Below are 21,113 nucleotides of genomic sequence, written 5' to 3' on the forward strand. Positions count from 1 at the left end.
GTCCGGATGATTGCCTTGAGGATATGAGCACGAGAATGGCCTCGATCGCAATTGCGGGCGACCCGAAACACGATTGAGGTCTCCGGAAAACTGCACGAATTGCACCTTGGTCTCGCCGGACCTGCCGGCCTTATTCAAGGAGCAAACCGATGAGCCTCATCCTTTCCATTCCGCTTTTCTTCATGACCCTGCTGTCGGCCTTCGGCGGCTCGATCACGCCGGGCGAGACATTCGATATCACCGCGATCCGCTCGATCGTCATCCGCGGCGATTCCAGCTCGATCCGGATCACCACGGATGCCGGCAGGCCCTATGAGGCCGTGACGACGGGGCGGCGCATCGGCTGGTTCTCGTCCTGGTATTCGAACTGGTTCTTCAACGCCTGCAAGGATGAGAGCCGGGTGCAGATCGACGGGACGTCGATGACGATCGATGTCGCGGTTTCGGCCTGGAGCGATATCGGCGATTGCGCGCCTGATGTTTCCGCCAATGTACCGGCGGGGGCTGCCGTTAAGATCGACCAGCATGCCTTCATGGCGCGGCTCGACGGCAATTTCTCGAGCTTTCGCACATCGGGCAATGCCGCCGATATCACCCTCGACGGTCATGCGTCGGAGGTCGATATTTCCGGCACGGCTGTGCGGGCGAACCTCACCTATGCGTCCATCGCCAGGGACGAGAAGATCGGCATCGAGGCGACCTCGCTCGATGCCACGCTTGGGTTCGGTGCGGACGTGCCGGTCGACTACACGGTTACGGCCAAGGCATCGCTTGTCGATGCCGAGAAGCCGAGCGTGCCGGGTGCCAAGCCGCAGGTGACGATCCGGGGCGACTATGTCCGCGCCCGGATCCGCTGATCAGTAACCCTTGGCAGCGCCCTCGACGGCGCGGCTATCCATCGCGCCGTAGTAACGCGCGCCGCCGCCCTTCTCGATATGGGCAAGGCTCTTGCCGCCGACGAGAATGCCTGCCGCCTGGCCCCAGACCGGCGCGTCATTGCCGCCGTCGAATGTGTAGCCCATGGCAGCGAGCGTCTTTTCCGTGTCGGGCGAAAGCGCGTAGGGTTCGAGGAAGACCTTGTCCGGCTGCCACTGGTGGTGGATGCGCGGGGCGTTGACGGCCTGGCTGATATCCATGCCGAAATCGATGACGTTGAGGATCGCTTCCAGCGTGATGGTGATGATGCGCGAGCCGCCGGGGCTGCCGATCACCATGAAGGGCTTCCCGTCCTTGGAGATGATCGTCGGGCTCATCGAGGAGAGCGGCGTCTTCTTCGGCGCGATGGCGTTCGCCTCGCCCTGCACGAGACCATAGAGGTTCGGAACGCCGGGCTTGGAGGTGAAATCGTCCATCTCGTTATTGAGCAGGATGCCGGTGCCGGGTGCGACGACGCCGGCGCCGAAGGAGCCGTTCAGCGTATAGGTGACGGCGACCGCATTGCCCTCGTCGTCGATGATCGAATAATGCGTCGTCTCGGTGCTTTCCTTGCCGCCGAGCGGCTTTAGGTCGGCCGACTTGCCGGCCTTGTAGGGATCGATCTTTTCACGGATCTCGGTGGCATAGCCCTTGTCGAGCAGCTTGCTCACCGGGTTGTCGACGAAGTCGGGGTCGCCGAGTGCGGCGTTGCGGTCGACATAGGCGTAGCGCATGGCTTCCACCATGGCATGCACCGTCTCGGCCGAGCCATAGCCCAGATAGGAGAGCGGGTAGCCTTCGAGGACGTTGAGAATCTCGCAGATGATGACGCCGCCGGATGAGGGCGGGGGCGAGGAGACGATGTCGTAGCCGCGGTAATTGCACTCGATCGGCTTCAGCTCGCGGACGGAATATTGCTCGAAATCCTCCTTGGCGAGAATGCCGCCCTTCGACTGGCTGGCCTTGACGATCGCTTCGGCGGGCTCGCCCTTGTAGAAGGCCTCAGGCCCCTTCTCGGAGATTGCCTGGAGCACGGTACCGAGCTCCGGCTGAACAAGCTTTTCACCGGCGGTCAGCGGCTTGCCGTCCTTCAGGAAGATCTTGGCGGCAGCTTCGTCCTTGGCGAGGCGCTTGGCGCTGTCGGCGAGGATCGCGGCATCGCCCTGCTCGAAGGTGAAGCCGTCCTTGGCGAAGGCGATGGCAGGCGCGAGAAGATCGGCGCGCGACTTGGTGCCGTATTTCTCGCGGGCGGTTTCGAAGCCCATGACGGAGCCGGGGACACCGACGGCGAGATAGCCGTCCAGGCTGGCCCGCGGCACGATATCGCCCTTGGCGTCGAGATACATGGTCTTCGTCGCGGCAAGCGGCGCGCGCTCGCGGAAATCGAGGAAGGTGGTCTTGCCGTCCTTCATGCGGATGGTCATGAAGCCGCCGCCGCCGATATTGCCGGCGGTCGGATAGACGACGGCGAGCGCATAGCCGACGGCGACTGCGGCATCGACGGCATTGCCGCCATTCTTCAAAACCTCGACCCCGACATCGGTCGCCAGATGCTGGGCGGTCACCACCATGCCATGCTGCCCTTCGACGGGCGCGGGCGAGGCGGCGAAACTGGTGGAAAGCGGGCTGAGAAAGAAGGCGAAAGCGGTGAAAAGCGAAATGGTTCGGGCCTGAAGCCGGTCCATGAGATCCCCTCCAAAAGATAAATTATCGAGTGGATATGGTTCGGCTTTTCGCCGGTGCAAGGCTTCAGGCGGCAACTGCCGCTATCTCTCCGGCAAGGCGCGCTTCCGCTACGCGTGCGGCGGCCTGCAGATCGCGCGGAAGACCGGCGATCTTTTCGAGCGCGGCGATCGCTACATCGGTCGCGAGATAATCCGGCTTGTGGCCGACGCCGCGGATCTTCACCAGCTCGGAGCCGGCGATATCGCGGGCAAGACCCTGCGAATGAAGATGCTCCCAGACGATATCGTCGCTGTCTCCTGTTATGATCACCGTCGGCGCGGCAATCTCGGGGTAGCGGTGCGATTCCGCCTCAAGATAGGCGTGGAGACGTGTGAAGTCGGCGGCGTTGTTGTAGAAGGTATCGGGGCGCAGCACGAGGGACGGGCCGGTGCTGGCGATATAGTCCGATGGCCTGAGGTTCGGGCGGAAGACGTTCAGCGTGCCCTGTTCGAGACGCCGCAGACCCATCGGCACGACGAGGGCATGATTGAACAGCCAGCCGAGAACGGGTGCCGTCGCGACGTGATAATACCAGTCGATACCGCCGGGCCATGGATGCGTCGCAGGCGCCAGAAACAACAGGCCCGCCGTCTTTTCCGGATGATGGACGCCGAAGGCGGCGGCAATGGCGCCGCCGAAGGAATGGCCGACGATGATCGCTTTCTCGATCCCGCGCTTTTCCATCAGTAGGGCGATCGCAGCGGCCTGGCCGGAAGGGATGGCGTTTTCAGGTCCGCCGCGTTCGGAATAGCCGTGGCCCGGCCGGTCGACGAAGAGCATTTCGGCGCGGCCCTGCAGCGGACGCAGGAAGGCGCCGGTCTGGTCGAGCAGATTGCCGCTGGCGCCGTGAATAAAGACGACGGGCGGCAGATCGGCAGTCTCCGGGCGCGGGAGATGCAGCGAGTTCAGGCGATAGCCGCCGACATCGATGAGTTCACCGACGTTAGGATAGGCGCGTTCGAACTGGCGAGCCTTGTAGGAACTGTAACCGATCGCGGCGGCAATGGGGGCGAGGAGGGCGGAAACTTCGGCAAGCATGGTCGGACCGGGAAGGTGTATCACTTATCCCTAAGATTGGGTGCGGCGCGCCGCCGTCAAGATCAGGTCCGGCTGCCGGCGAGTTTTTCCGAAAGGGTGTTCACCTGCTCCTGCGCCGTGCGGTTGGCGGGGAAGACGTCGAGGAAGCGTTCCCAGGCCTTCAGCGTCAGCTGGTCGTTGCCGGTGTCGTTGAGAATCGCGGCCATGCCCGACAGCGCGCCGAAATGGCGGGGGTCGAGTTCGAGCACATGCTCGATATCGGACATCGACTTGCGATAATTGCCGGAAGCGTAGTTCAAAGTGGCGCGGCGATTCCAGCTCTCGGCATAGGTCGGCTTCAGCGCGATCGCCTCATCGAGGAAATCGAGGGCGGCGGCGCTGCGCTTGTCCTCGATCGCCTTGTCGGCCCATTGCATCAGGAGATTGACGGTGGCGCTACCGGAATCGTTCCATTCCATGCGGATCTCCTGGGCGATGCCGTTCGCCTTCTCGGGATCACGCTCGCGCTTCAGCTGCGCATAGAGATTGTCGAGCCGTTGTTTGGGGGAGGCATTGGCATCCGGCTGCTCGACAATAACGTCCTTTTCCGCAGCGGCGGCAGGAGCGATTGGAGCGAGGAGACCAAGGGTCAGCGGCAGGGCCGCGGAGAGCAAAGCAAAAAAGCGCATGGCGGACAATGTAGCCCGCCAACGCACAAGATCAAAGAAAATTTGACGTGACCACCGCAGCGACCCACCGGAAAGCATGGCAGCGGCACGAATGCCGCCCAGATGCTCCGGAACGCTAGATCAGCCCTGACGAGCCTTGTAGCGCGGGTTCAGCTTGTTGATGATGTAGATGCGGCCCTTGCGGCGAACCAGACGGTTGTCACGGTGACGAGCCTTGAGCGACTTGAGCGAATTCTTGATCTTCATTTTTCTGATCCGCGATCTCTGTGGGGGAATTTCACATTCGCCCGTATCTTTAAACATTCAAAAGCGCGCTCGTGGCGCGCCTTTAGGTTGGGCAGGCAGATAACCCGATGGCATTCCTGTGTCAACCACATGAAGGCCTTTTATCCGGCAAAATCCTAGGTTTTCGCCGTCAGCACCGTCACGTGGCCCATCTTGCGGCCCGGCCGGGACTCGGTCTTGCCATAGAGATGGACAAGGGCATCCTTGCGCTTCAGCCAGTCCGGAACGGTCAGGATGTCGTCGCCGATCAGGTTCTGCATCACGCAGTCCGAATGGCGCCCGGCATCGCCGAGCGGCAGGCCGCCGACAGCGCGAATGTGCTGCTCGAACTGGGAAACCACGCAGGCGGCCTCCGTCCAATGGCCGGAATTGTGGACGCGCGGCGCCATCTCGTTGGCAACCAGGCCGCCGTCGGCGAGCACGAAGAACTCGATGCCGATGACGCCGACATAGCCGAGCGAGGAGAGAATTTTCCCGGCAGCCTCGCGGGCGGCCTCGGCGGTGGCGTCCGAAATCGATGCCGGAATCGTCGAGGTATGGAGGATACCATTCCTGTGGACATTCTCGGCCGGATCGAAGGCAACGACGGTGCCGTCGGTCGAGCGGGCGGCAATGATCGAGACCTCACGCTCGAAGGCGACGAAGCTTTCGAGAATCAGCGGCACGCTGCCGAGCGCGGCATAGGCGCCCTCGGCGCTATCGGCCGGCGAGCGGAATACTTTCTGCCCCTTGCCGTCGTAGCCGAGGCGGCGGGTCTTGAGCACGCCCTGCCCACCGAAATCCTTGAGCGCGGCTTCCAGGTCTTCCTGGCTGTCGACGGCATGGAATTTCGCGGTCGGGATGCCGCAGTCATTGATGAAGCGCTTTTCGACCAGACGGTCCTGCGCGGCTTCCAGTGCCTTCGGCGGCGGATAGACCGGCACGCTTGCGGCGAGCGTTGCGGCGGCGGCAACGGGCACGTTCTCGAATTCGTAGGTGACGACGTCGCAGAGCCTGGCGAGCTCGGCAAGCGCTGCCGGGTCGTCATAAGCCGCGGTGATCTGGCGGTTGGACACCTGGGCGGCCGGAGAATCGGCCTGCGGCTCCAGGATGATCGTGCGGAAATTCAGCCGGGCTGCGGCCATGGCAAGCATGCGGCCGAGCTGGCCGCCGCCAATGATGCCGATCGTCTTTGCAGTCATCTGTCGTCCATCGGGTATTCGGCGATCGCGCCGCTCTGGCGTTCGCGCCATTCGTCGAGCCTGTCGGCGATATCTTCATCGGAAAGGGCGAGAACCGCGGCGGCGAGCAGCGCCGCATTGATGGCGCCTGCCTTGCCAATCGCCAGAGTGCCGACGGGAATGCCGCCCGGCATCTGCACGATCGAGAGAAGGCTGTCCTGGCCGGACATGGTTTTCGACTGAACCGGAACGCCGAAGACCGGGAGCGGCGTGAAGGCGGCCGTCATGCCCGGAAGGTGGGCTGCGCCACCGGCGCCGGCGATGATCACCTTGAAGCCTTCGTCACGCGCGTTCTTGGCGAAGTTGACCATCCGATCCGGCGTGCGGTGCGCAGAGATGATGCGCGCCTCGTAGGGAATTTCGAGCGCCTCGAGCGTGTCGGCGGCGTTCTTCATGGTTTCCCAGTCGGATTGGCTGCCCATGATGATGGCAACGGGTGGTCTGTCTGTCATCGTCAACGGCACGTCCCCTTCAGGCGATGATATCCGGGATAATCTGATCCTCGATCTTCGTCAGCTTGTCCTTGATCACAAGCTTCTTCTTCTTCATGCGCTGAACGCGCAGAGCATCGCAGCCGGTTGCAATCATGGCGTTGATCGCGGCGTCATAATCCTCGTGCTCCTGCCGCAGCCGAGCTGCGATGAGCCTGATTTCCGCCTGTTCCTGATCGGCCATTTGCATTCCCCATTACCGTCCTTGGACCTTGTCCGTTCTGCCGATGATTTCCGCAAGCTCCTATCACCAAATAGCGGTAACGGGAAGTTAGTGTTGATCATGAATTTGCCATCTAGGCACCACGTTTTCGCCTTCGACAAGCCTTCAAAAATATGTCACAGTCGAAAGGTTGACGCCTAGAACTCCAGCGATGGATGGCTGGGGAAGGCAAGAGGAAGGAAGGGTCAAATGACTGTTCAAGCTCATCTTGAGTCACTTGAGAAGAAGCATGGAGCTCTTGAGGAGGAGCTGCACGCGCTGATGACATCTCCCTCTAAGCGCGATGCAGACATTGCAGAGTGCAAGCGCAGAAAGCTGCGTATCAAGGACGAAATCCAACGTCTGAAATCTTCCGTTCACTAATGGAATAACTCGAGATCACCGGTCGATCACTTGCAGTCTTGAAGGACAAAAATCCAAACTTTAAATAGGTTTAGCAAGGGCCCGGTGGCTTTACAAAATCGTGCGTCAGTCCATTCAGTGCGGAGTTGGACTGGCGCATTTTCATTTGTAGCGGGTGCTTTACGCCCAGAACTGGTCCAGCCACAGATTGAGCCTGTCGAAGCCGCGGTTGTTGACCGCGTAGATCCGCCGCGTGCCCTCGGAGGTAACGGAGACGAGGTTCGAATCCAGAAGCGCCTTCAGGTGCTGCGAGACAGCCGGGCGGCTGATCGGAAGGGTTTCGGCGAGTTCGTTGACCGTCTTCGGCGCGCGCCTCAGCTGTTCCAGCAGGAACCGCCGGTTCGGATCTGATATCGCGGCGAAGGGGTCGATGTTCGACATGCCGAAACGCTACGTCAAAGACCGCTTTCCGGCAAGGAAATTGTGCGGTGCACCCAAGCTCGATTGTCTGCCGGTGAACGCCCGGATTTGCTGTAACGGCAGGCTTCGTTGTAAACCGTCAGCTCTCTTGGATGACGAGGAGATGCAGGATGGATCGCTTCACCGGTGGCTGCCTCTGCGGTAATGTCCGTTTTGCCGCGACGGGAGCGCCCTACCGCGTCGGCATTTGCCATTGTCTCGATTGCCGCAAGCATCACGGCGCCTTGTTTCATGCTTCGGCGATCTATCCTGAAGATGCGGTCGAGGTTCAAGGCGAGACGGGGAGCTATGCCGGCCGCTTCTTCTGCCCGCGCTGCGGGTCTCCGGTCTTTGGCCGTAGCGGCGATGAGGTCGAGCTGAACCTTGGTTCGCTCGACGAACCCAATCGGTTCAAGCCGACCTACGAGCTCTGGACGATCCGCCGCGAGGCTTGGCTGCCGGCATTTCCGTGGGCCCGGAGCTATGAACGCGACCGCGACGATGCCGGTCGATCGGAAGACTAGAAACCGAGACCTTCGCGCATGATGAGGAACGCGGCGATCATCGCCATGGCATACATGAACGGATAGAAAATCTCCGGCTTCATGCGGCGCACGCACCAGGCGCCGGCGATCGTCGCCAGCGGTGCGAAGGGCAGGAGGGTCATCGAGGTGACCAAGTTCTTGGTGTCGAGCTGCCCGAGCGCGAAGTAGGGGATCAGCTTCACGGCATTGAGGATGGCGAAGAAGCGAACGCTGGTGCCGGTGAATTCGCGCGGCGGCAGCTTCAGCGGCAGGGCATAGATCTGGAACGGTGCGCCGCCGGCATGGGCGACGAAGCTGCCATATCCCGACAGCGTTCCCCAGGCGCTCGCAAGGATCGGGCGCTGGCCGCGCGGCGGCACGACTTTTCCGGCGCCGGGGCCGAAATTGTTCCAGAAGTAGCGCAGGCAGAACAGCACGGTGACCGTGCCGATGACGATGCGCAGCGCATTGCCGGGAATGAGTGCGGATGTCGCCCAGCCGAGCGCGATGCCGAAGAGCGCGCCGGGAAGCATGATCTTCAGCGTCGTCCAGTCGCCATGCTGACGCCAGATGATCAGCGAGATGATGTCCATGAAAACGAGGATCGGCAACAGGATGGCGGCCGCTTCGACCGGCGAGACGACGAGGGCGAGGAAGGGGACGCCGATCAGCGAAAGGGCATCTCCCATGCCGCCTTTCGCGAGGCCAACGAGCAGGACAGCGGGCACTGCCGCATAAAAGAATGACAGTTCCGGCAGCATGCTTTTCAAGTCCTCCCCTTGCCAGCCCCGTCTATCGGAATTACTCACACAAAACGAGTGCGGATTTACCGCCTGCTGGCGGAATCGGCAGAAAATGGAAAGACTTCATGAGCACCGAACCGGAAAACCGCTGCCGCCTGGTCCTGATCGCGCCTGACATTGCAGACGCCGACGAGAGGGCGAAGATTGTTGGCGATGCGCTGAAAGGCGGAGACGTCGCCTCGGTGATCGTGCCGCAATACGGCCTCGACGACGGCGTTTTCCAGAAGCACGCCGAAAAGCTGGTGCCGATCATCCAGGACGCGGGCGCGGCTGCCCTGATCGCCGGCGACAGCCGCATCGTCGGCCGCGCGAAGGCCGATGGCCTGCATCTGACCGGCCCGGCTGCCGAGATCGCAGAAGCGATCGACAAATATGCCGACAAGCTGATCGTCGGCGGTGGCAATGCCACCGATCGCCACAATGCGCTGGAGATCGGCGAGGAACGTCCCGACTACATCTTCTTCGGCAAGCTCGACGGCGACATCAAGCCGGAAGCGCATCCGAAGAATGTCGCGCTCGGCGAATGGTGGGCGTCGATGATCGAAATTCCCTGCATGGTGATGGGAGGAACCGATCCCGCTTCGGCGCTCGTGGTTGCCGAATCCGGCGCCGAGTTCGTAGCGTTGCGGCTTGCCGTTTTTGCCGATCCGGCACAGGCGCCGGCGATCGTTGCGCAGGTCAACGCACTTCTTGACGAAAAAGCGCCACGGTTTGAGGATTGAAGTCGCGCTTATGCCGATCCGCGCCGTCCACATTCGCCGTCTGATTCTCGCCGCTGCCGCGTTTTCCGCGTCCATTCCCTATGCGGCGATGGCCCAGACGATCGACAATGTGGTGACACGGCCGGTCGGCGGCGATGCCGAACCGCTGAAGAAGGGACGCCCGCCGGAAGGCGTGCAGCCCTCGACCGGTCTCGGCGTTCTCGACCGCATGGGCGCGAAACTTCCCGACCTGCCGCCGGAGAAGGACTACAAGGGGCCGGTCGATGATGCCTATGGCGCCTATCAGCGCGGCTATTATCTGACGGCGATGCAGCTTGCACTGCCGCGCGCCCAGCTTGGCGATCCCGCCGCACAGACGCTGGTTGCCGAAATTCAGTATGCCGGTCTCGGTGTGCGCCGCGATCCGAAGAGCTCTGCTTTCTGGTACGGCAAGGCAGCCGAAGGCGGCGATGGCGCGGCGATGTTCAAATATGCGCTGATGCTGATGGCCGGCGAAGTCGTGCCGCGCGACAAGGCCAAGGCCGACGAATACATGAAGAAATCGGCTGATGCCGGCAATTCTTCCGCGCAGTTCAACTGGGGCCAGATCCTCACCTCCGACCATCCCGGCCAGGACGGACTGAAGCTCGCGCTGCCCTATTACGAGAAGTCGGCGGAGCAGGGCATTGCCGATGCGCAATATGCGGTAGCTGAACTCTATTCGACAATGCCCGATCTTCCGGAAGAGAAGCGCCGTCTTGCGCGGCCCTGGATGGCGCGTGCTGCCCATGCCGGTTTCGATACCGCGCAGGTCGATCTCGCCGTCTGGATGGTCAATGGCCAGAACGGCCCGCGTGACTTCGTGCACGGTTTCCAGTGGATGCAGCTTGCCGCCAACCGCGGCAACGTGGTGGCGCAGAACAAGCTCGCGCATCTCTACATCTACGCGCTCGGCACCAAGCCCGATCCGATCGAGGCGGCCAAATGGTATGTGCTGTCACGCCGGGCCGGCCTGCCCGATCCTGAGCTCGAGGATTTCTTCCTGGGGATCGAGGACGATCAGCAGAAGGCGGCCATCGACCGGGCGAACAAGTTCCGCCGCCTTCCGTAGGCTTTAAGTCCTAGAACAGCGCGTCGGCGAAGAGGTCTTCGTCGTCACCGGCAGCCGCGGGGGCTGCCGCAGCGGCCGGTGCCGCTTCTTCTTCGATGGCCGGAATGATGGCGCGGTGGACGTTGCGTTCCTGAACCATCGTGTAGAGCTTGAAGATCTTGCGGTCGAGCGGAGCGATCAACTCGGCGATATCGTCGATATTGGCGATTTCCATGCCGGCGACGTCTTCGAGAACGGTGGCGCAGCGCACCAGCGTTTCACCGAGATCGTGCTCGAAATCGAGCTTGCCGATCATCAGGGTGATCTTGCTTGCGACCTCGCGGCCGTGCTCGGCCAGAACCTTCAATTCCTCTTCCATCATGTCCGCGCCCAAACGGATGCTGCCGACGGCAGCCGTCAGGCTCTCGGCGAGACCGCCGGAATTGCCGCCTGCGGCAGGGGCCATGTTGCCTGCCGCTGCTTCGAGCGCCGGCAGGCCGTTGACGATCGCATCGGCGGAATCGTCGAGCTTGCCTGCGAAGATGCGAAGCTCCGCGGTCACGACGTTGATCGACTTGCCCTCTTCACCGAGACGGCTGCAGCGTAGGTTGGTATTCAGCGCCATGTAGTTGATGTCGGTCTTGACGGCGCGGATGTTGCCGATCGCTTCCAGAAGCTTGGCCGCGGTGCCGAGTGTCGACTGGCTGACCTGGTCGGCCTGGCGGCTGGAGGCATCCACCTGCTTGACGATCTCGTGGGCGGCCGAAACGCTGGATTCCAGGGCGCGCATGAAATTGCCTTCGCCGCCGCCAGCCATCTGGTCGCGGAGCTTCATGATCTCGTGCGTGTCGTGGCCGAAGCTCTTGATTGTCTGCACAACATTCTGCGAGTCGCGGCTGAAATCGGCGGACATTTCCGCCATCTGTGCCGCGGTCAAATGATTGATGACATTGCGCAGCCGCTCGCGCTGGTCGGCATTCAGTGCCTTGCCATCGCCATCGAGGAATTCGTCGAGCAGCGAGAAGGTGCTCTGGACGTGCTCGATGCGCTGACGGGTGATGTCGCCGATCTGCAGGGCCGAAAGGGTGGAGGCGACCTTGGACTGGACGCCGCGGGCGATCGCGCCGACTTCGCGGGCGATGACGCCGAGTTTCTGGCGGTGTTCGGCGATCTTCTGCGCATCCTGGCGCAGTGCGCCGGCAACGGCGGGCACGGTTTCCGAATAGCTCTTCGACAGATTGGCGCCGACACTCAGCGCCAGCTTTACTTCCTTTTGCAGGCTATCAAGGTGGCCGGCGAAGCGATTGACTTCCTCGGTGCCGGAATAGATGCGCTCAAGAATTTCCTGGGCGAAGCCAGCGAATTCCGGGAGACCGGCGCCGGTGATCTTTACCGTCACGGCGAAGGTGCGGAGATAACGCATGGTCTCCTGCATCTCGGCGATATGCTTGTGCAGGCCGCTGCCGGTTTCGGCGAGCGTCGCAAGTGCCGTCTGGCGCGCCTGTTCGGTGACCGGCAGGGCGGTCAGGCTTTCGACGGTGGCGCGCAGATCAGCGTCGGCATTGCTCGACTCATTGTTGTCGAGAGCCTTGGTGATGTTATCGAGAGAATTCAGCAAACGGTTGAGAACGTCCATGACGGACAGCAGCACCGTGCCGCCTTCCAGGAAGCGTTCTTCGACTTGGCTGCGCGCGGTTTCGAGCGTCTGACTGACCTCCGTACCGGTGGTCAACTCTATCGCCTGTGCCGATCCTGCCCCGTTTGCCACGTTGTTCCCTTTACTTATTACTTCTGCAAAACTGATGCTATTTTTACGGGCAGGATGGAAATGAGGGGTAAACGCCGCCGACTCGCCTGCGTTGTGATTAACGATGCGTAAAAAATGCGGAGCCTTTCTCGTTAGAAAGCTCTCATGTTAATTTAACCATATGATTTTGCTTGTAAAAAATACCCATAAAAATTGCCGACTATAACTTATCTTGGGTAAGAATTTGGGAGTCGGGACTCGCGGCAATTGTAGATCGGTTACAACCACAGTTTACTCCCCGTTAAGCCTGTCGTGAGAGTCCTTTAGAGGAATAAAAGTATTTCTCATGCCTCGGGGGCTGTCTTGAGCGGCGATAATCAGCATCGCGATTCTATATCATTGCCTGAAGTTCTAAGTATCAGGAATGTATTGGATCTTAGCGCGACAATTTCTAGTGAAATCGAAAGTAAAGATCGAATTATACTGGAAATTCCATCGAGTGCGGAGGCCGATCTGAGCTTCGTGCAACTCGTGGAATCCGCGCGCCGCCAGGCCAAGCTGCAAGGCAAGACCCTGACGCTCTCGTCCCCTGTTGGCGAGCGTATTCTCAAGGTCCTCGAACGCGCCGGCTTCGTCGAAGCCTTCACCGCCGAGGACGCGAAGTTCTGGTTGCATAAAGAGGTTACAGCATGAGCGCCAATATCCTGACAGTCGACGATTCCGCCAGCATCCGGCTGACGACCAAGGTCACGCTGACCAATGCGGGCTATACCATCACCGAGGCGGTCAACGGTGCCGAAGGTCTGGCAACCGCGCAGACCGCGCAGTTCGACCTGATCGTCACCGATCTGAACATGCCTGTCATGGACGGCCTGACGATGATCGAGGAGCTGCGCAAGCTGCCGAGCCAGGCGGGCGTGCCGATCATCTTCCTCACCACCGAGTCCGATGCCGATCTCAAGGCCCGCGCCAAGGCGGCCGGTGCCACCGGCTGGCTGACCAAGCCGTTCGATCCTGAAAACCTCGTGAAGATCGTCAAGAAAGTTCTCGGCAGATGAGCACGCTCGATCCGGTCGCAGTGTTCCGCACGGAAGCCGCCGAATGCCTCGAGGCAATCGAGGCCGGGCTTCTCGATCTCACCCACCAGCTCGACGACAAGGGCCTCGTCGATGCCGTCTTCCGCGGCCTGCACACCCTCAAGGGTTCCGGCGCGATGTTCGGCTTCGAGGCGCTCGCAGCCTTCACGCATCACTGCGAGACGGCATTCGACCGCGTCCGCAAGGGCGAAGTTCCGGCAACCGCCGAACTGGTGGCGGCGGTACTGGCGGCGCAGGATCACATGCGCGCGCTCGTCGATCAGCCCGACGCCGACCACGGCGATACCGGGCAGAAACTGCTTGCCCAGCTGCAGGCCGCCGTCGGCGGTTCCGCAGCACCGAAGGAAGCGGCACCTGCTGTAGCGGCGCCCGCAGCCGTTGTGGCACCTGCTCCGCAGAAGAAGCTCAATCACTGGCGCATCCGCTTCAGCCTGCCGTCCAATGCGATGGCCAACGGCACCAACCCGCTCGGCCTGCTCGACGAGCTGCGCGAGCTCGGCGAATGCACGGTGCGCGCCAATACGGCCGGTATCCCGCCGCTTGGCGAATTCGTGGCGAACGAACTCTACATCTCCTGGGAAGTGACGCTGAAGAGCGAGCAGGACCGTTCGGCGATCGACGACGTCTTCATCTTCGTGATGGATGACATGGAGCTCGAAGTCGTCGATATCGATGACGCCGCCCCGGCGCCCGCGCCTGTCGCAGCCGAGCCGGTCAAGGCTGCCGAGCCCGCACCGGTCGCGGCGCCCGTTGCCGCACCGCAGGCTGCCGTCGCTCCGGCCTTCAAGCCGGTCGAGGCCGTTCCCGTCAAGCGCGATGCACCGGCCGCTGCCGCGGCCGACAGCCGCCAGGCCAAGGCACAGGAGAACGTCCGTGTTCCTGCCGAGCGCCTCGATGAACTGATGGACCGCGTCGGCGAGCTCGTCATCGCCCAGTCGCGCCTCAGCCAGCTGGCAAGCTCAAGCTCGGATATCGCACTGCGCTCCGTCTCCGAAGAGATCGAGCGCCTGTCGGGCGAGCTTCGCGACACGATGATGGTGCTGCGCATGGTGCCAGTCGCCACGCTCTTCTCGCGCTTCCGCCGCCTCGTTCACGATCTTGCCCGCGAAACCGGCAAGTCGATCGAGTTGATCACCGAGGGCGAAAGCACCGAAGTCGACAAGACGGTCATCGAACGCCTTGCCGATCCGCTCGTTCATCTCGTCCGCAACTCGATCGATCACGGCCTCGAAACCCCGGCCGACCGCCTTGCCGCCGGCAAGAGCGAAGCCGGTACCGTGACGCTGTCCGCCCGCCAGTCCGGTGGTGAAGTGATCATCTCGATCAAGGACGACGGCCGCGGCATCAACCGCGAACGGGTCCGCGCCAAGGCCGAATCCTCGGGTCTCATCGCGCCCGGCCAGCAGCTTTCCGATCAGGAACTGCTGCAGCTGATTTTCGCGCCGGGCTTTTCGACGGCTGCGACGATCACCAATCTCTCCGGCCGCGGCGTCGGCATGGATGTCGTCAAGAAGACGGTCGAGGCGCTGCGTGGCGCCATCGATATCGAGAGCCGTCCGGGTGAAGGTTCGGAAGTCTCGCTGCGCATCCCGCTGACGCTGGCGATCATCGACGGCCTTCTCGTTCGTGTCGGTTCCGGCCGCTACGTCATCCCGCTCTCGGCGGTCGAGGAATGCCTCGAACTGTCGCTGGAAGAGGATCTGCGTTCGCGCGGCCGCAGCTTCATCTCGCTGCGTGACAGCCTGGTACCGTTCCTGCGCCTTCGCGATCTCTTCCGCACCGGCACCAAGCCCGACGTGCATCAGAAGGTCGTGGTCATCTCGACCGGCACGGAGCGCGTCGGCCTCGTCGTCGATCAGATCATCGGCGACCACCAGACGGTCATCAAGTCGATGTCGAAGCTGCACAACGACGTGGTGACCTTCTCGGGCGCCACCATTCTCGGCGACGGCAGCGTCGCACTCATTCTCGACGTCGGCCATCTCGTGGCCGCCGGTCAGCAACAGGAAGCGCAGATGAGGGTCGCAGGATGAGCGCCGTAGCCGAACGTGTAGACCAGCATTGGGCCTATGCCGAAGAAGTCGAGGTCCTGACCTTCGACATGAACGGCGAGACCTTCGCTCTCGAGGCCGTCATGGTTCAGGAAATCCTGGACCTGCTGCCGGAGACTGCCGTGCCCGGCGCGCAGTCCTATGTGGCGAGCGTCATCAATTTCCGCGGCAAGGTCATCCCGCTCGCCGATCTACGCCTTGCCTTCGGCATGGAGGCGACGGAGGCGACGATCGACAGCCGCATCATCGTTATCGAAATCGACCTGCAGGGCGAGCGTACGCTCGTTGGCCTCAGGACGGACAAGGTGAATGAAGTCACCACGCTCGCAAAGACGGCGAGCGAACCACCGCCAAGTGTCGGCATGCGCTGGCGCGCCGACTACATCAATTGCCTCGTCAAGCGGGGAGGGGAGTTCATCATCATCCCCAATCTGCAGGCAATCTTCTCCGCCCGGCACGACAGCGCCGGCAACTCAAACTGAAACGCCGTTGATATCAGCTAGGGGGCTGGGACGATGCGACTGACAATTAAAGCCAAATTGGTGACAGCGTTCACCTTCATCATACTAATGCTTGTGGGCACGGCCGGTTACGGCATCATGAGCCTGGGTTCGCTCAACGACACGCTCGGCAACCTGCTCGCAGGCCCGGCCGCGCGTCTCGATCTTGCGCAGCAGATCAATATCGCGCAGCTCGAAGCGATCCGTCAGCAGAAGAACCTGCTCACGGCCCGCACGCCTGACGATATCGCATCTTCGATCCAGAAGGGCGATCAGGCCCGCAAGGACTTCACCGACGCGTTCAACGGCGTCGTCGCGATCGCCAGCGAAGAAGGCAAGCCGCGCTGGGCGCAGATTGCCGAGTTCTCGAAGGCATTCAACCAGTCCGACGACCAGATCCGCGACCTCATGAAGGCCGGCAACCTGGACGCCGCCAACAATATCTCGATCACCACGGCCCGCGACTCTGCCAACAAGATCGATGCGGCTCTTGACGATATTCTGGCGCTTGAAAAGCAGCGCATGCAGGATGCCGACGACAGCGCCGACCAGCAGTATGCCTCGACCCGCACAGTCATGATCGGCGTTGCCGGTGCTGCGCTGGTTCTGGCCGCCATTGTCGCCTTCTGGATCGCCAACACGATCTCCAAGGGTCTCGCCCGCGCCAACACCGTCGTTCGCGAAGTCTCCGAAGGTGACCTGACGAAGACCGCCGAAATCACTAACCGCGACGAAATCGGCGAATTGCTCGGCAACGTCAACGTGATGATCGAGCGTCTGCGCGGCGTCGTTGCCGATGCTCTCTCGGCCGCTGACAACGTCTCCTCGGGCAGCCAGGAACTCTCGGCTTCCTCCGAGCAGGTTTCGCAGGGCGCGACCGAGCAGGCAGCATCTGCCGAAGAAGCATCCGCCTCGATGGAAGAGATGGCTGCCAATATCAAGCAGAACGCCGACAACGCCGCCCAGACGGAAAAGATCGCCCGCCAGTCGGCAAAGGATGCCGAGGCTTCCGGCGATGCCGTCAACCGCGCTGTCGATGCGATGCGCACGATCGCCGAGAAGATCGGCATCGTTCAGGAAATCGCCCGCCAGACGGACCTGCTCGCTCTGAACGCCGCCGTTGAAGCGGCCCGTGCAGGCGAACATGGCAAGGGCTTTGCGGTCGTTGCTTCGGAAGTCCGCAAGCTTGCCGAACGCAGCCAGTCTGCCGCCGCCGAAATCAGCTCGATGTCGAGCGATACGGTCAAGGCTGCCCGCGACGCCGGCGAAATGCTCGGACGCCTGGTGCCGGATATCCGCAAGACCGCCGAACTCGTCTCCGAGATCAGCGCTGCTTGCCGCGAGCAGGATATCGGCGCCTCGCAGATCAACGAAGCGATCCAGCAGCTCGACAAGGTGACCCAGCAGAACGCCGGCGCATCGGAAGAAATGTCGGCAACGTCGGAAGAGCTTGCTGCACAGGCAGAAGAGCTGCAGGCCTCGATCGCCTTCTTCAAGGTCGATACCGCAGGTGCGGCCCGCTCCAGCGCGCAGCGCACGCCGGTCAAGGCCGTGACCAAGGTCGTCAAGGCTTCGGCTCCGGTTCGCAAGCCCGCCAGCGATCACTCGCACTTCAGCCATAGCAGCCAGTCGGTGTCGGCCCAGCAGGCCCGTGCCAAGGGCTTCGCACTCGACATGTCGATGGGCGGTCCGGACTCGCACGACGACGACTTCCGCGAAAGCGCCTGATCGATAGATGAACAAGTGCCGCGGGCTGAGAAGTCCGCGGCATGAAATGCCCGGCGTGTGTATGCGCCGGTGTCGATCGGCCCAGGCCACCGCAGGATGCGGACCGGCTTGAAGGCTCTCCGAGGGAGAAGCATCCGTGGCTGGCGCTCAGCGGTTTGCTGCCGATCGTGAAAAGGCCGGTACAAAACGGTGCCGGTGACGCGACGATGATTTTGGAACCAGCAAGACATTTCGAACGACTGCCGTTTGGGCGGCGCGGAAAGCCGCGCGTTCAGCCGGATCAACCAGAACATCTCTAGCGAGGAATGCCCCCATGACTACCGGCCGCAAAAAGGGAATCTTCCGTTCCATCGGCGCCAAAATTCTTGCAATCCAGATCTCGTCCAGCATCGCTATCGCCAGCGTTATCGGCGGTGGCGCCTATTACGGCATGAACGCCATGACGGAATCGATGAAGTCGATCTATGATGATCGCGTCGTTCCGCTGCAGCAGCTCAAGCTGGTGTCGGACGCCTATGCCGTCAGCATCGTCGATACGACGCACAAGCTGCATGCCGAAAAGCTCGACTGGCAGCAGGCCGCCTCCAATATCGAAGGCGCCAAGCATGTCATCTCCGATCAGTGGTCGGCCTGTCTCGCCACCCAGCTGACGCCTGAAGAAAGCGTGATCGCCGAGAAGGTGAAGTCCGACATGGCGCGCTCCGACGTCAAGGTCGCCGAGCTTCAGGATATTCTCCAGACGCGCGACACCGCCAAGCTCGATACATTCGCCAAGAACGACCTTTATCCTGCGATCGACCCGACGACCGACGGCATCAGCAAGCTGACCGAATATCAGCTGAAGGCCGCCAAGGATCTGCGCGAGCAGGGCATTGCTCTTTTCCACTCGCTGATCCAGATGACCGTGACGATGGGTCTGCTGATCACGCTCGCCGCGATCGGTGTCGTGATCTTCGTGACCCGCGCCATCAAGCGGAACCTTTCGGCAGCCACCGATCTCGCAAGTGCCGTCGCACGCGGCGATGTCTCGGCAACCGCGACCGTCAATTCCAACGATGAAGTCCGCGACCTCGTCGATGCCCTCAACACCATGACGGCCAATCTTCGCGATACGGCAAGCATTGCCGACAAGATCGCCAATGGCGACCTGACCGTCACGCCGAAGCCGCTGTCCGACAAGGACGTGCTTGGACTCTCGCTGGAAAGCATGGTCGAGCGTCTGCGTGGCGTCGTTGCCGATGCTCTCTCGGCCGCCGACAACGTTTCTTCCGGCAGCCAGGAACTCTCGGCCAGCGCCGAGCAGGTTTCGCAGGGCGCGACCGAGCAGGCAGCATCGGCCGAAGAGGCGTCTGCCTCGATGGAAGAGATGGCCGCCAACATCAAGCAGAACGCCGATAACGCCGCCCAGACGGAAAAGATCGCCCGTCAGTCCGCCAAGGATGCTGAAACCAGCGGCGAGGCCGTGGCACGCGCGGTCGAGGCTATGCGCACCATCGCCCAGAAGATCGGCATCGTTCAGGAAATCGCCCGTCAGACCGACCTTCTCGCTCTGAACGCCGCCGTCGAAGCGGCTCGTGCCGGCGAACACGGCAAGGGCTTTGCTGTTGTCGCATCGGAAGTCCGCAAGCTGGCCGAACGCAGCCAGTCTGCTGCTGCCGAGATCAGCTCGATGTCGACCGACACAGTCAAGGCAGCACAGGATGCCGGCGACATGCTTGGCCGCCTGGTGCCGGATATCCGCAAGACCGCAGAGCTCGTCTCCGAGATCAGCGCCGCCTGCCGCGAGCAGGATATCGGTGCGGCCCAGATCAACGAAGCGATCCAGCAGCTCGACAAGGTGACCCAGCAGAACTCCGGCGCATCGGAAGAGATGTCGGCAACCTCGGAAGAGCTCGCCACCCAGGCCGAGGAACTGCAGGCCTCGATCGCCTTCTTCAAGGTCGAAACCTCGGGCCATGCCCGCACGACAGCTGCCCGGATGAGCGCCCGCCCCGCCGCTTCGCCGCGCAAGCCCGTCAAGGCGGTTGCGGCAGCCAACAGCGTCGCCAGCCAGCAGGCCCGTGCGAAAGGTTTTGCCCTGGACATGTCAATGGGTGGTCCCGACGACGGTGACGCCGAATTCAAGGAAAGCGCATAATCATGGCCTCGACATCCCTGGAAGCTCAATTCGTGACCTTCAGCCTCGGCGATGAAATCTTCGCCGTTCCGGTGGAGGTGGTGCGGGAAATTCTGGACTATGCGGAAGCTTTCAAGATTCCGAACGGTCCCGACTATCTGCTCGGCCTTCGCGACGTGCGCGGCCAGGGTGTTCCGACCATCGATCTGCGCCTGAAACTCGGTATGTCGAAGACCGTGCCCACGCCGCATACGCGTGTGCTCGTTCTCGACATACCGATGGAAAGCCGGGTGCTGACGCTCGGCCTCGTCGCCGACCGGGTCTTCGAGGTGACGCCCTTCCGGCAGGACCAGATCGAGGCGGCGCCGGATATCGGTACCCGCTGGCGTTCCGATTACATCGCTGGCGTCGTGCGCCGTGAAAACGGCTTCGTCGTCATCGTCGACCTGGCGCGGCTGCTGTCGCGCGAGGACGCTTCGGCATTGCAATCGGCAGCTTAGGCTGCCGACTTTTGGGGGTTTTGAGTTATGAGTATGGCAGCAGTGGAAGCCCAATTGCCGGGCGACCGGATCAGCAAGCGCAATTTCGACAAGCTTTCCCGGTTCATCTACGACTACAGCGGCATCAAGATGCCGCCGTCGAAGCTGACGATGCTGGAGGGCCGGCTGCGCCGCCGCCTTCGCGCCACCAACCATTCGACATTCGACGACTATTGCGATTTCCTGTTCGATGAAGGCGGCCTGGATCAGGAAACGGTCTATCTGATCGATGTCGTCACCACCAACAAGACGGACTTCTTCCGCGAAGCCAAGCATTTCGAGTATATGCAGATGACGGCGCTGCCGGCGCTGGTTTCGAGCGGCGTGCGCAAGATCCGCACCTGGAGCTCGGCCTGCTCGACGGGCGCCGAGCCTTACACGATGGCGATGGTGCTTTCCGAATTCGTGGAAGAGAATGCCGGTCTTTCCTACAGCGTGCTGGCGACCGACCTCAGCACCGATGTGCTGCAGACGGCGCGCCGCGGCATCTATGCGCAGGATCTGGTGCAGCCGGTGCCTTACGATCTGCAGCGCAAATATGTAATGACCGCCAAGCAGGCCGGGCGCCGCGAAGTGCGCATCTCGCCAAAGCTGCGCAGCAAGATCGGCTTTGCGCGCATGAACCTGATGGACGACAAATATCCGGTCGGCGAGCCGATGCAGATCATCTTCTGCCGCAATGTGCTGATCTATTTCGACAAGCCGACGCAGCAATCCGTGCTGACGCGGCTCTGCGACTGCCTTGCCGATGGCGGCTACATGTTCATCGGCCACTCGGAATCGATCACCGGATTCGACCTGCCGCTGAAGCAGGTTTCCAACACGGTGTTCCAGAAGAAGTAGAGCAGGAA

At 61.9% G+C, this 21,113-nt stretch carries 22 protein-coding genes and 2 pseudogenes; 14 read left to right on the forward strand and 10 right to left on the reverse strand.

The genetic code is table 11. The features are described 5' to 3' along the window. Positions 1-149 precede the first annotated feature (149 nt). On the forward strand, positions 150-857 hold the full coding sequence (locus tag F2982_RS12865) for a hypothetical protein (RefSeq protein ID WP_203428052.1): 708 nt from the start codon (positions 150-152) through the stop codon (positions 855-857). On the opposite strand, the gene ggt is transcribed toward F2982_RS12865, so the two are convergent. The 7 genes from ggt to F2982_RS12900 form a co-directional block, all read right to left on the reverse strand. Then, positions 858-2,600 carry a gamma-glutamyltransferase gene (gene ggt / locus F2982_RS12870; protein WP_203428053.1) on the reverse strand — a complete coding sequence of 581 codons (1,743 nt, stop codon included), beginning with the start codon at positions 2,598-2,600 and terminating at the stop codon, positions 858-860. Between the two features lie 64 nt (positions 2,601-2,664). Further along, positions 2,665-3,678, reverse strand: a complete 1,014-nt coding sequence (locus tag F2982_RS12875) for an alpha/beta hydrolase (protein WP_203428054.1) — start codon at positions 3,676-3,678, stop codon at positions 2,665-2,667. A 62-nt stretch (positions 3,679-3,740) separates the two neighbouring features. Next, the gene (locus F2982_RS12880; RefSeq protein WP_112719908.1) at positions 3,741-4,355 is read right to left on the reverse strand and encodes a hypothetical protein; all 615 of its coding nucleotides are present in this window, start codon (positions 4,353-4,355) and stop codon (positions 3,741-3,743) included. A gap of 111 nt (positions 4,356-4,466) precedes the next feature. Then, positions 4,467-4,592, reverse strand: coding sequence for a type B 50S ribosomal protein L36 (gene ykgO / locus F2982_RS12885; protein ID WP_003582204.1), 126 nt, complete (start codon positions 4,590-4,592; stop codon positions 4,467-4,469). Positions 4,593-4,747: 155 nt separating this feature from the next. Further along, positions 4,748-5,812, reverse strand: a complete 1,065-nt coding sequence (locus tag F2982_RS12890) for a 5-(carboxyamino)imidazole ribonucleotide synthase (protein ID WP_203428055.1) — start codon at positions 5,810-5,812, stop codon at positions 4,748-4,750. Beyond that, positions 5,809-6,303 (reverse strand): 5-(carboxyamino)imidazole ribonucleotide mutase, encoded by a 495-nt coding sequence (gene purE, locus F2982_RS12895; protein ID WP_112719906.1) that lies wholly within the window; start codon positions 6,301-6,303, stop codon positions 5,809-5,811. The genes F2982_RS12890 and purE overlap by 4 nt, the downstream gene beginning before the upstream one ends. A gap of 19 nt (positions 6,304-6,322) precedes the next feature. Next, on the reverse strand, positions 6,323-6,526 hold the full coding sequence (locus tag F2982_RS12900; protein WP_130282062.1) for a DUF465 domain-containing protein: 204 nt from the start codon (positions 6,524-6,526) through the stop codon (positions 6,323-6,325). Between the two features lie 228 nt (positions 6,527-6,754). On the opposite strand from F2982_RS12900, the gene F2982_RS12905 reads away from it, so the two are divergent. Then, positions 6,755-6,928 (forward strand): DUF465 domain-containing protein, encoded by a 174-nt coding sequence (locus tag F2982_RS12905; protein ID WP_112719904.1) that lies wholly within the window; start codon positions 6,755-6,757, stop codon positions 6,926-6,928. A gap of 159 nt (positions 6,929-7,087) precedes the next feature. On the opposite strand, the gene F2982_RS12910 is transcribed toward F2982_RS12905, so the two are convergent. Then, a complete protein-coding gene (locus F2982_RS12910; RefSeq protein WP_112719903.1) occupies positions 7,088-7,348 on the reverse strand; it encodes a metalloregulator ArsR/SmtB family transcription factor in 261 nt (86 codons plus the stop codon). A 149-nt stretch (positions 7,349-7,497) separates the two neighbouring features. On the opposite strand from F2982_RS12910, the gene F2982_RS12915 reads away from it, so the two are divergent. Continuing rightward, a complete protein-coding gene (locus F2982_RS12915; protein WP_203428056.1) occupies positions 7,498-7,890 on the forward strand; it encodes a GFA family protein in 393 nt (130 codons plus the stop codon). Here F2982_RS12915 and F2982_RS12920 read toward each other — a convergent pair. After that, the gene (locus tag F2982_RS12920; RefSeq protein ID WP_112719901.1) at positions 7,887-8,651 is read right to left on the reverse strand and encodes a sulfite exporter TauE/SafE family protein; all 765 of its coding nucleotides are present in this window, start codon (positions 8,649-8,651) and stop codon (positions 7,887-7,889) included. The genes F2982_RS12915 and F2982_RS12920 overlap by 4 nt on opposite strands. 107 nt (positions 8,652-8,758) lie before the next feature. On the opposite strand from F2982_RS12920, the gene F2982_RS12925 reads away from it, so the two are divergent. Both F2982_RS12925 and F2982_RS12930 read left to right on the forward strand, forming a co-directional pair. Beyond that, complete coding sequence (locus F2982_RS12925) at positions 8,759-9,415, forward strand: thiamine phosphate synthase (RefSeq protein WP_112719900.1); 657 nt, start codon at positions 8,759-8,761, stop codon at positions 9,413-9,415. Between the two features lie 10 nt (positions 9,416-9,425). Continuing rightward, positions 9,426-10,505, forward strand: a complete 1,080-nt coding sequence (locus tag F2982_RS12930) for a tetratricopeptide repeat protein (RefSeq protein WP_203428057.1) — start codon at positions 9,426-9,428, stop codon at positions 10,503-10,505. 10 nt (positions 10,506-10,515) lie between these two features. Here F2982_RS12930 and F2982_RS12935 read toward each other — a convergent pair whose 3' ends face one another. After that, positions 10,516-12,222: a chemotaxis protein gene (locus F2982_RS12935; RefSeq protein ID WP_246777554.1), complete on the reverse strand. Its 1,707-nt coding sequence runs from the start codon at positions 12,220-12,222 to the stop codon at positions 10,516-10,518. A 372-nt stretch (positions 12,223-12,594) separates the two neighbouring features. Between F2982_RS12935 and F2982_RS12940 the strand changes: the two genes are divergently transcribed. From F2982_RS12940 to F2982_RS12975, 9 genes and pseudogenes are all read left to right on the forward strand, one after another. Beyond that, complete coding sequence (locus F2982_RS12940) at positions 12,595-12,924, forward strand: STAS domain-containing protein (RefSeq protein WP_246777437.1); 330 nt, start codon at positions 12,595-12,597, stop codon at positions 12,922-12,924. After that, positions 12,921-13,289 (forward strand): response regulator, encoded by a 369-nt coding sequence (locus F2982_RS12945; RefSeq protein ID WP_112719896.1) that lies wholly within the window; start codon positions 12,921-12,923, stop codon positions 13,287-13,289. Before F2982_RS12940 ends, F2982_RS12945 begins: the two co-directional genes overlap by 4 nt. Further along, a complete protein-coding gene (locus F2982_RS12950; RefSeq protein ID WP_203428059.1) occupies positions 13,286-15,361 on the forward strand; it encodes a chemotaxis protein CheA in 2,076 nt (691 codons plus the stop codon). Before F2982_RS12945 ends, F2982_RS12950 begins: the two co-directional genes overlap by 4 nt. Beyond that, on the forward strand, positions 15,358-15,861 hold the full coding sequence (locus tag F2982_RS12955; protein ID WP_112719894.1) for a chemotaxis protein CheW: 504 nt from the start codon (positions 15,358-15,360) through the stop codon (positions 15,859-15,861). The genes F2982_RS12950 and F2982_RS12955 overlap by 4 nt, the downstream gene beginning before the upstream one ends. A 33-nt stretch (positions 15,862-15,894) precedes the next feature. After that, positions 15,895-17,607 carry a methyl-accepting chemotaxis protein gene (locus F2982_RS12960; RefSeq protein WP_199629036.1) on the forward strand — a complete coding sequence of 571 codons (1,713 nt, stop codon included), beginning with the start codon at positions 15,895-15,897 and terminating at the stop codon, positions 17,605-17,607. Between the two features lie 313 nt (positions 17,608-17,920). Further along, a pseudogene (locus F2982_RS31535) lies at positions 17,921-18,421 on the forward strand (MCP four helix bundle domain-containing protein); the annotation flags it as partial. Positions 18,422-18,598: 177 nt separating this feature from the next. Further along, positions 18,599-19,744, forward strand: a pseudogene (locus tag F2982_RS31540) (methyl-accepting chemotaxis protein); the annotation flags it as partial. 2 nt (positions 19,745-19,746) lie between these two features. Further along, positions 19,747-20,223, forward strand: coding sequence for a chemotaxis protein CheW (locus F2982_RS12970; protein ID WP_112719891.1), 477 nt, complete (start codon positions 19,747-19,749; stop codon positions 20,221-20,223). Positions 20,224-20,250: 27 nt separating this feature from the next. Then, complete coding sequence (locus tag F2982_RS12975) at positions 20,251-21,105, forward strand: CheR family methyltransferase (protein WP_130282048.1); 855 nt, start codon at positions 20,251-20,253, stop codon at positions 21,103-21,105. Positions 21,106-21,113: the final 8 nt, after the last annotated feature.

This window comes from Rhizobium sp. BG4 (assembly GCF_016864575.1).
Taxonomy (GTDB): Bacteria; Pseudomonadota; Alphaproteobacteria; order Rhizobiales; family Rhizobiaceae; genus Rhizobium.

Coding starts and splice junctions, on each gene's coding strand:
- F2982_RS12865 (WP_203428052.1), top strand. CDS start 150: ATGAGCCTCATCCTTTCCATTCCGCTTTTCTTCATGACCCTGCTGTCG.
- ggt (WP_203428053.1), bottom strand. CDS start 2,600: ATGGACCGGCTTCAGGCCCGAACCATTTCGCTTTTCACCGCTTTCGCC.
- F2982_RS12875 (WP_203428054.1), bottom strand. CDS start 3,678: ATGCTTGCCGAAGTTTCCGCCCTCCTCGCCCCCATTGCCGCCGCGATC.
- ykgO (WP_003582204.1), bottom strand. CDS start 4,592: ATGAAGATCAAGAATTCGCTCAAGTCGCTCAAGGCTCGTCACCGTGAC.
- F2982_RS12890 (WP_203428055.1), bottom strand. CDS start 5,812: ATGACTGCAAAGACGATCGGCATCATTGGCGGCGGCCAGCTCGGCCGC.
- purE (WP_112719906.1), bottom strand. CDS start 6,303: ATGACAGACAGACCACCCGTTGCCATCATCATGGGCAGCCAATCCGAC.
- F2982_RS12900 (WP_130282062.1), bottom strand. CDS start 6,526: ATGGCCGATCAGGAACAGGCGGAAATCAGGCTCATCGCAGCTCGGCTG.
- F2982_RS12905 (WP_112719904.1), top strand. CDS start 6,755: ATGACTGTTCAAGCTCATCTTGAGTCACTTGAGAAGAAGCATGGAGCT.
- F2982_RS12910 (WP_112719903.1), bottom strand. CDS start 7,348: ATGTCGAACATCGACCCCTTCGCCGCGATATCAGATCCGAACCGGCGG.
- F2982_RS12915 (WP_203428056.1), top strand. CDS start 7,498: ATGGATCGCTTCACCGGTGGCTGCCTCTGCGGTAATGTCCGTTTTGCC.
- F2982_RS12920 (WP_112719901.1), bottom strand. CDS start 8,651: ATGCTGCCGGAACTGTCATTCTTTTATGCGGCAGTGCCCGCTGTCCTG.
- F2982_RS12925 (WP_112719900.1), top strand. CDS start 8,759: ATGAGCACCGAACCGGAAAACCGCTGCCGCCTGGTCCTGATCGCGCCT.
- F2982_RS12930 (WP_203428057.1), top strand. CDS start 9,426: ATGCCGATCCGCGCCGTCCACATTCGCCGTCTGATTCTCGCCGCTGCC.
- F2982_RS12945 (WP_112719896.1), top strand. CDS start 12,921: ATGAGCGCCAATATCCTGACAGTCGACGATTCCGCCAGCATCCGGCTG.
- F2982_RS12950 (WP_203428059.1), top strand. CDS start 13,286: ATGAGCACGCTCGATCCGGTCGCAGTGTTCCGCACGGAAGCCGCCGAA.
- F2982_RS12955 (WP_112719894.1), top strand. CDS start 15,358: ATGAGCGCCGTAGCCGAACGTGTAGACCAGCATTGGGCCTATGCCGAA.
- F2982_RS12960 (WP_199629036.1), top strand. CDS start 15,895: ATGCGACTGACAATTAAAGCCAAATTGGTGACAGCGTTCACCTTCATC.
- F2982_RS12970 (WP_112719891.1), top strand. CDS start 19,747: ATGGCCTCGACATCCCTGGAAGCTCAATTCGTGACCTTCAGCCTCGGC.
- F2982_RS12975 (WP_130282048.1), top strand. CDS start 20,251: ATGAGTATGGCAGCAGTGGAAGCCCAATTGCCGGGCGACCGGATCAGC.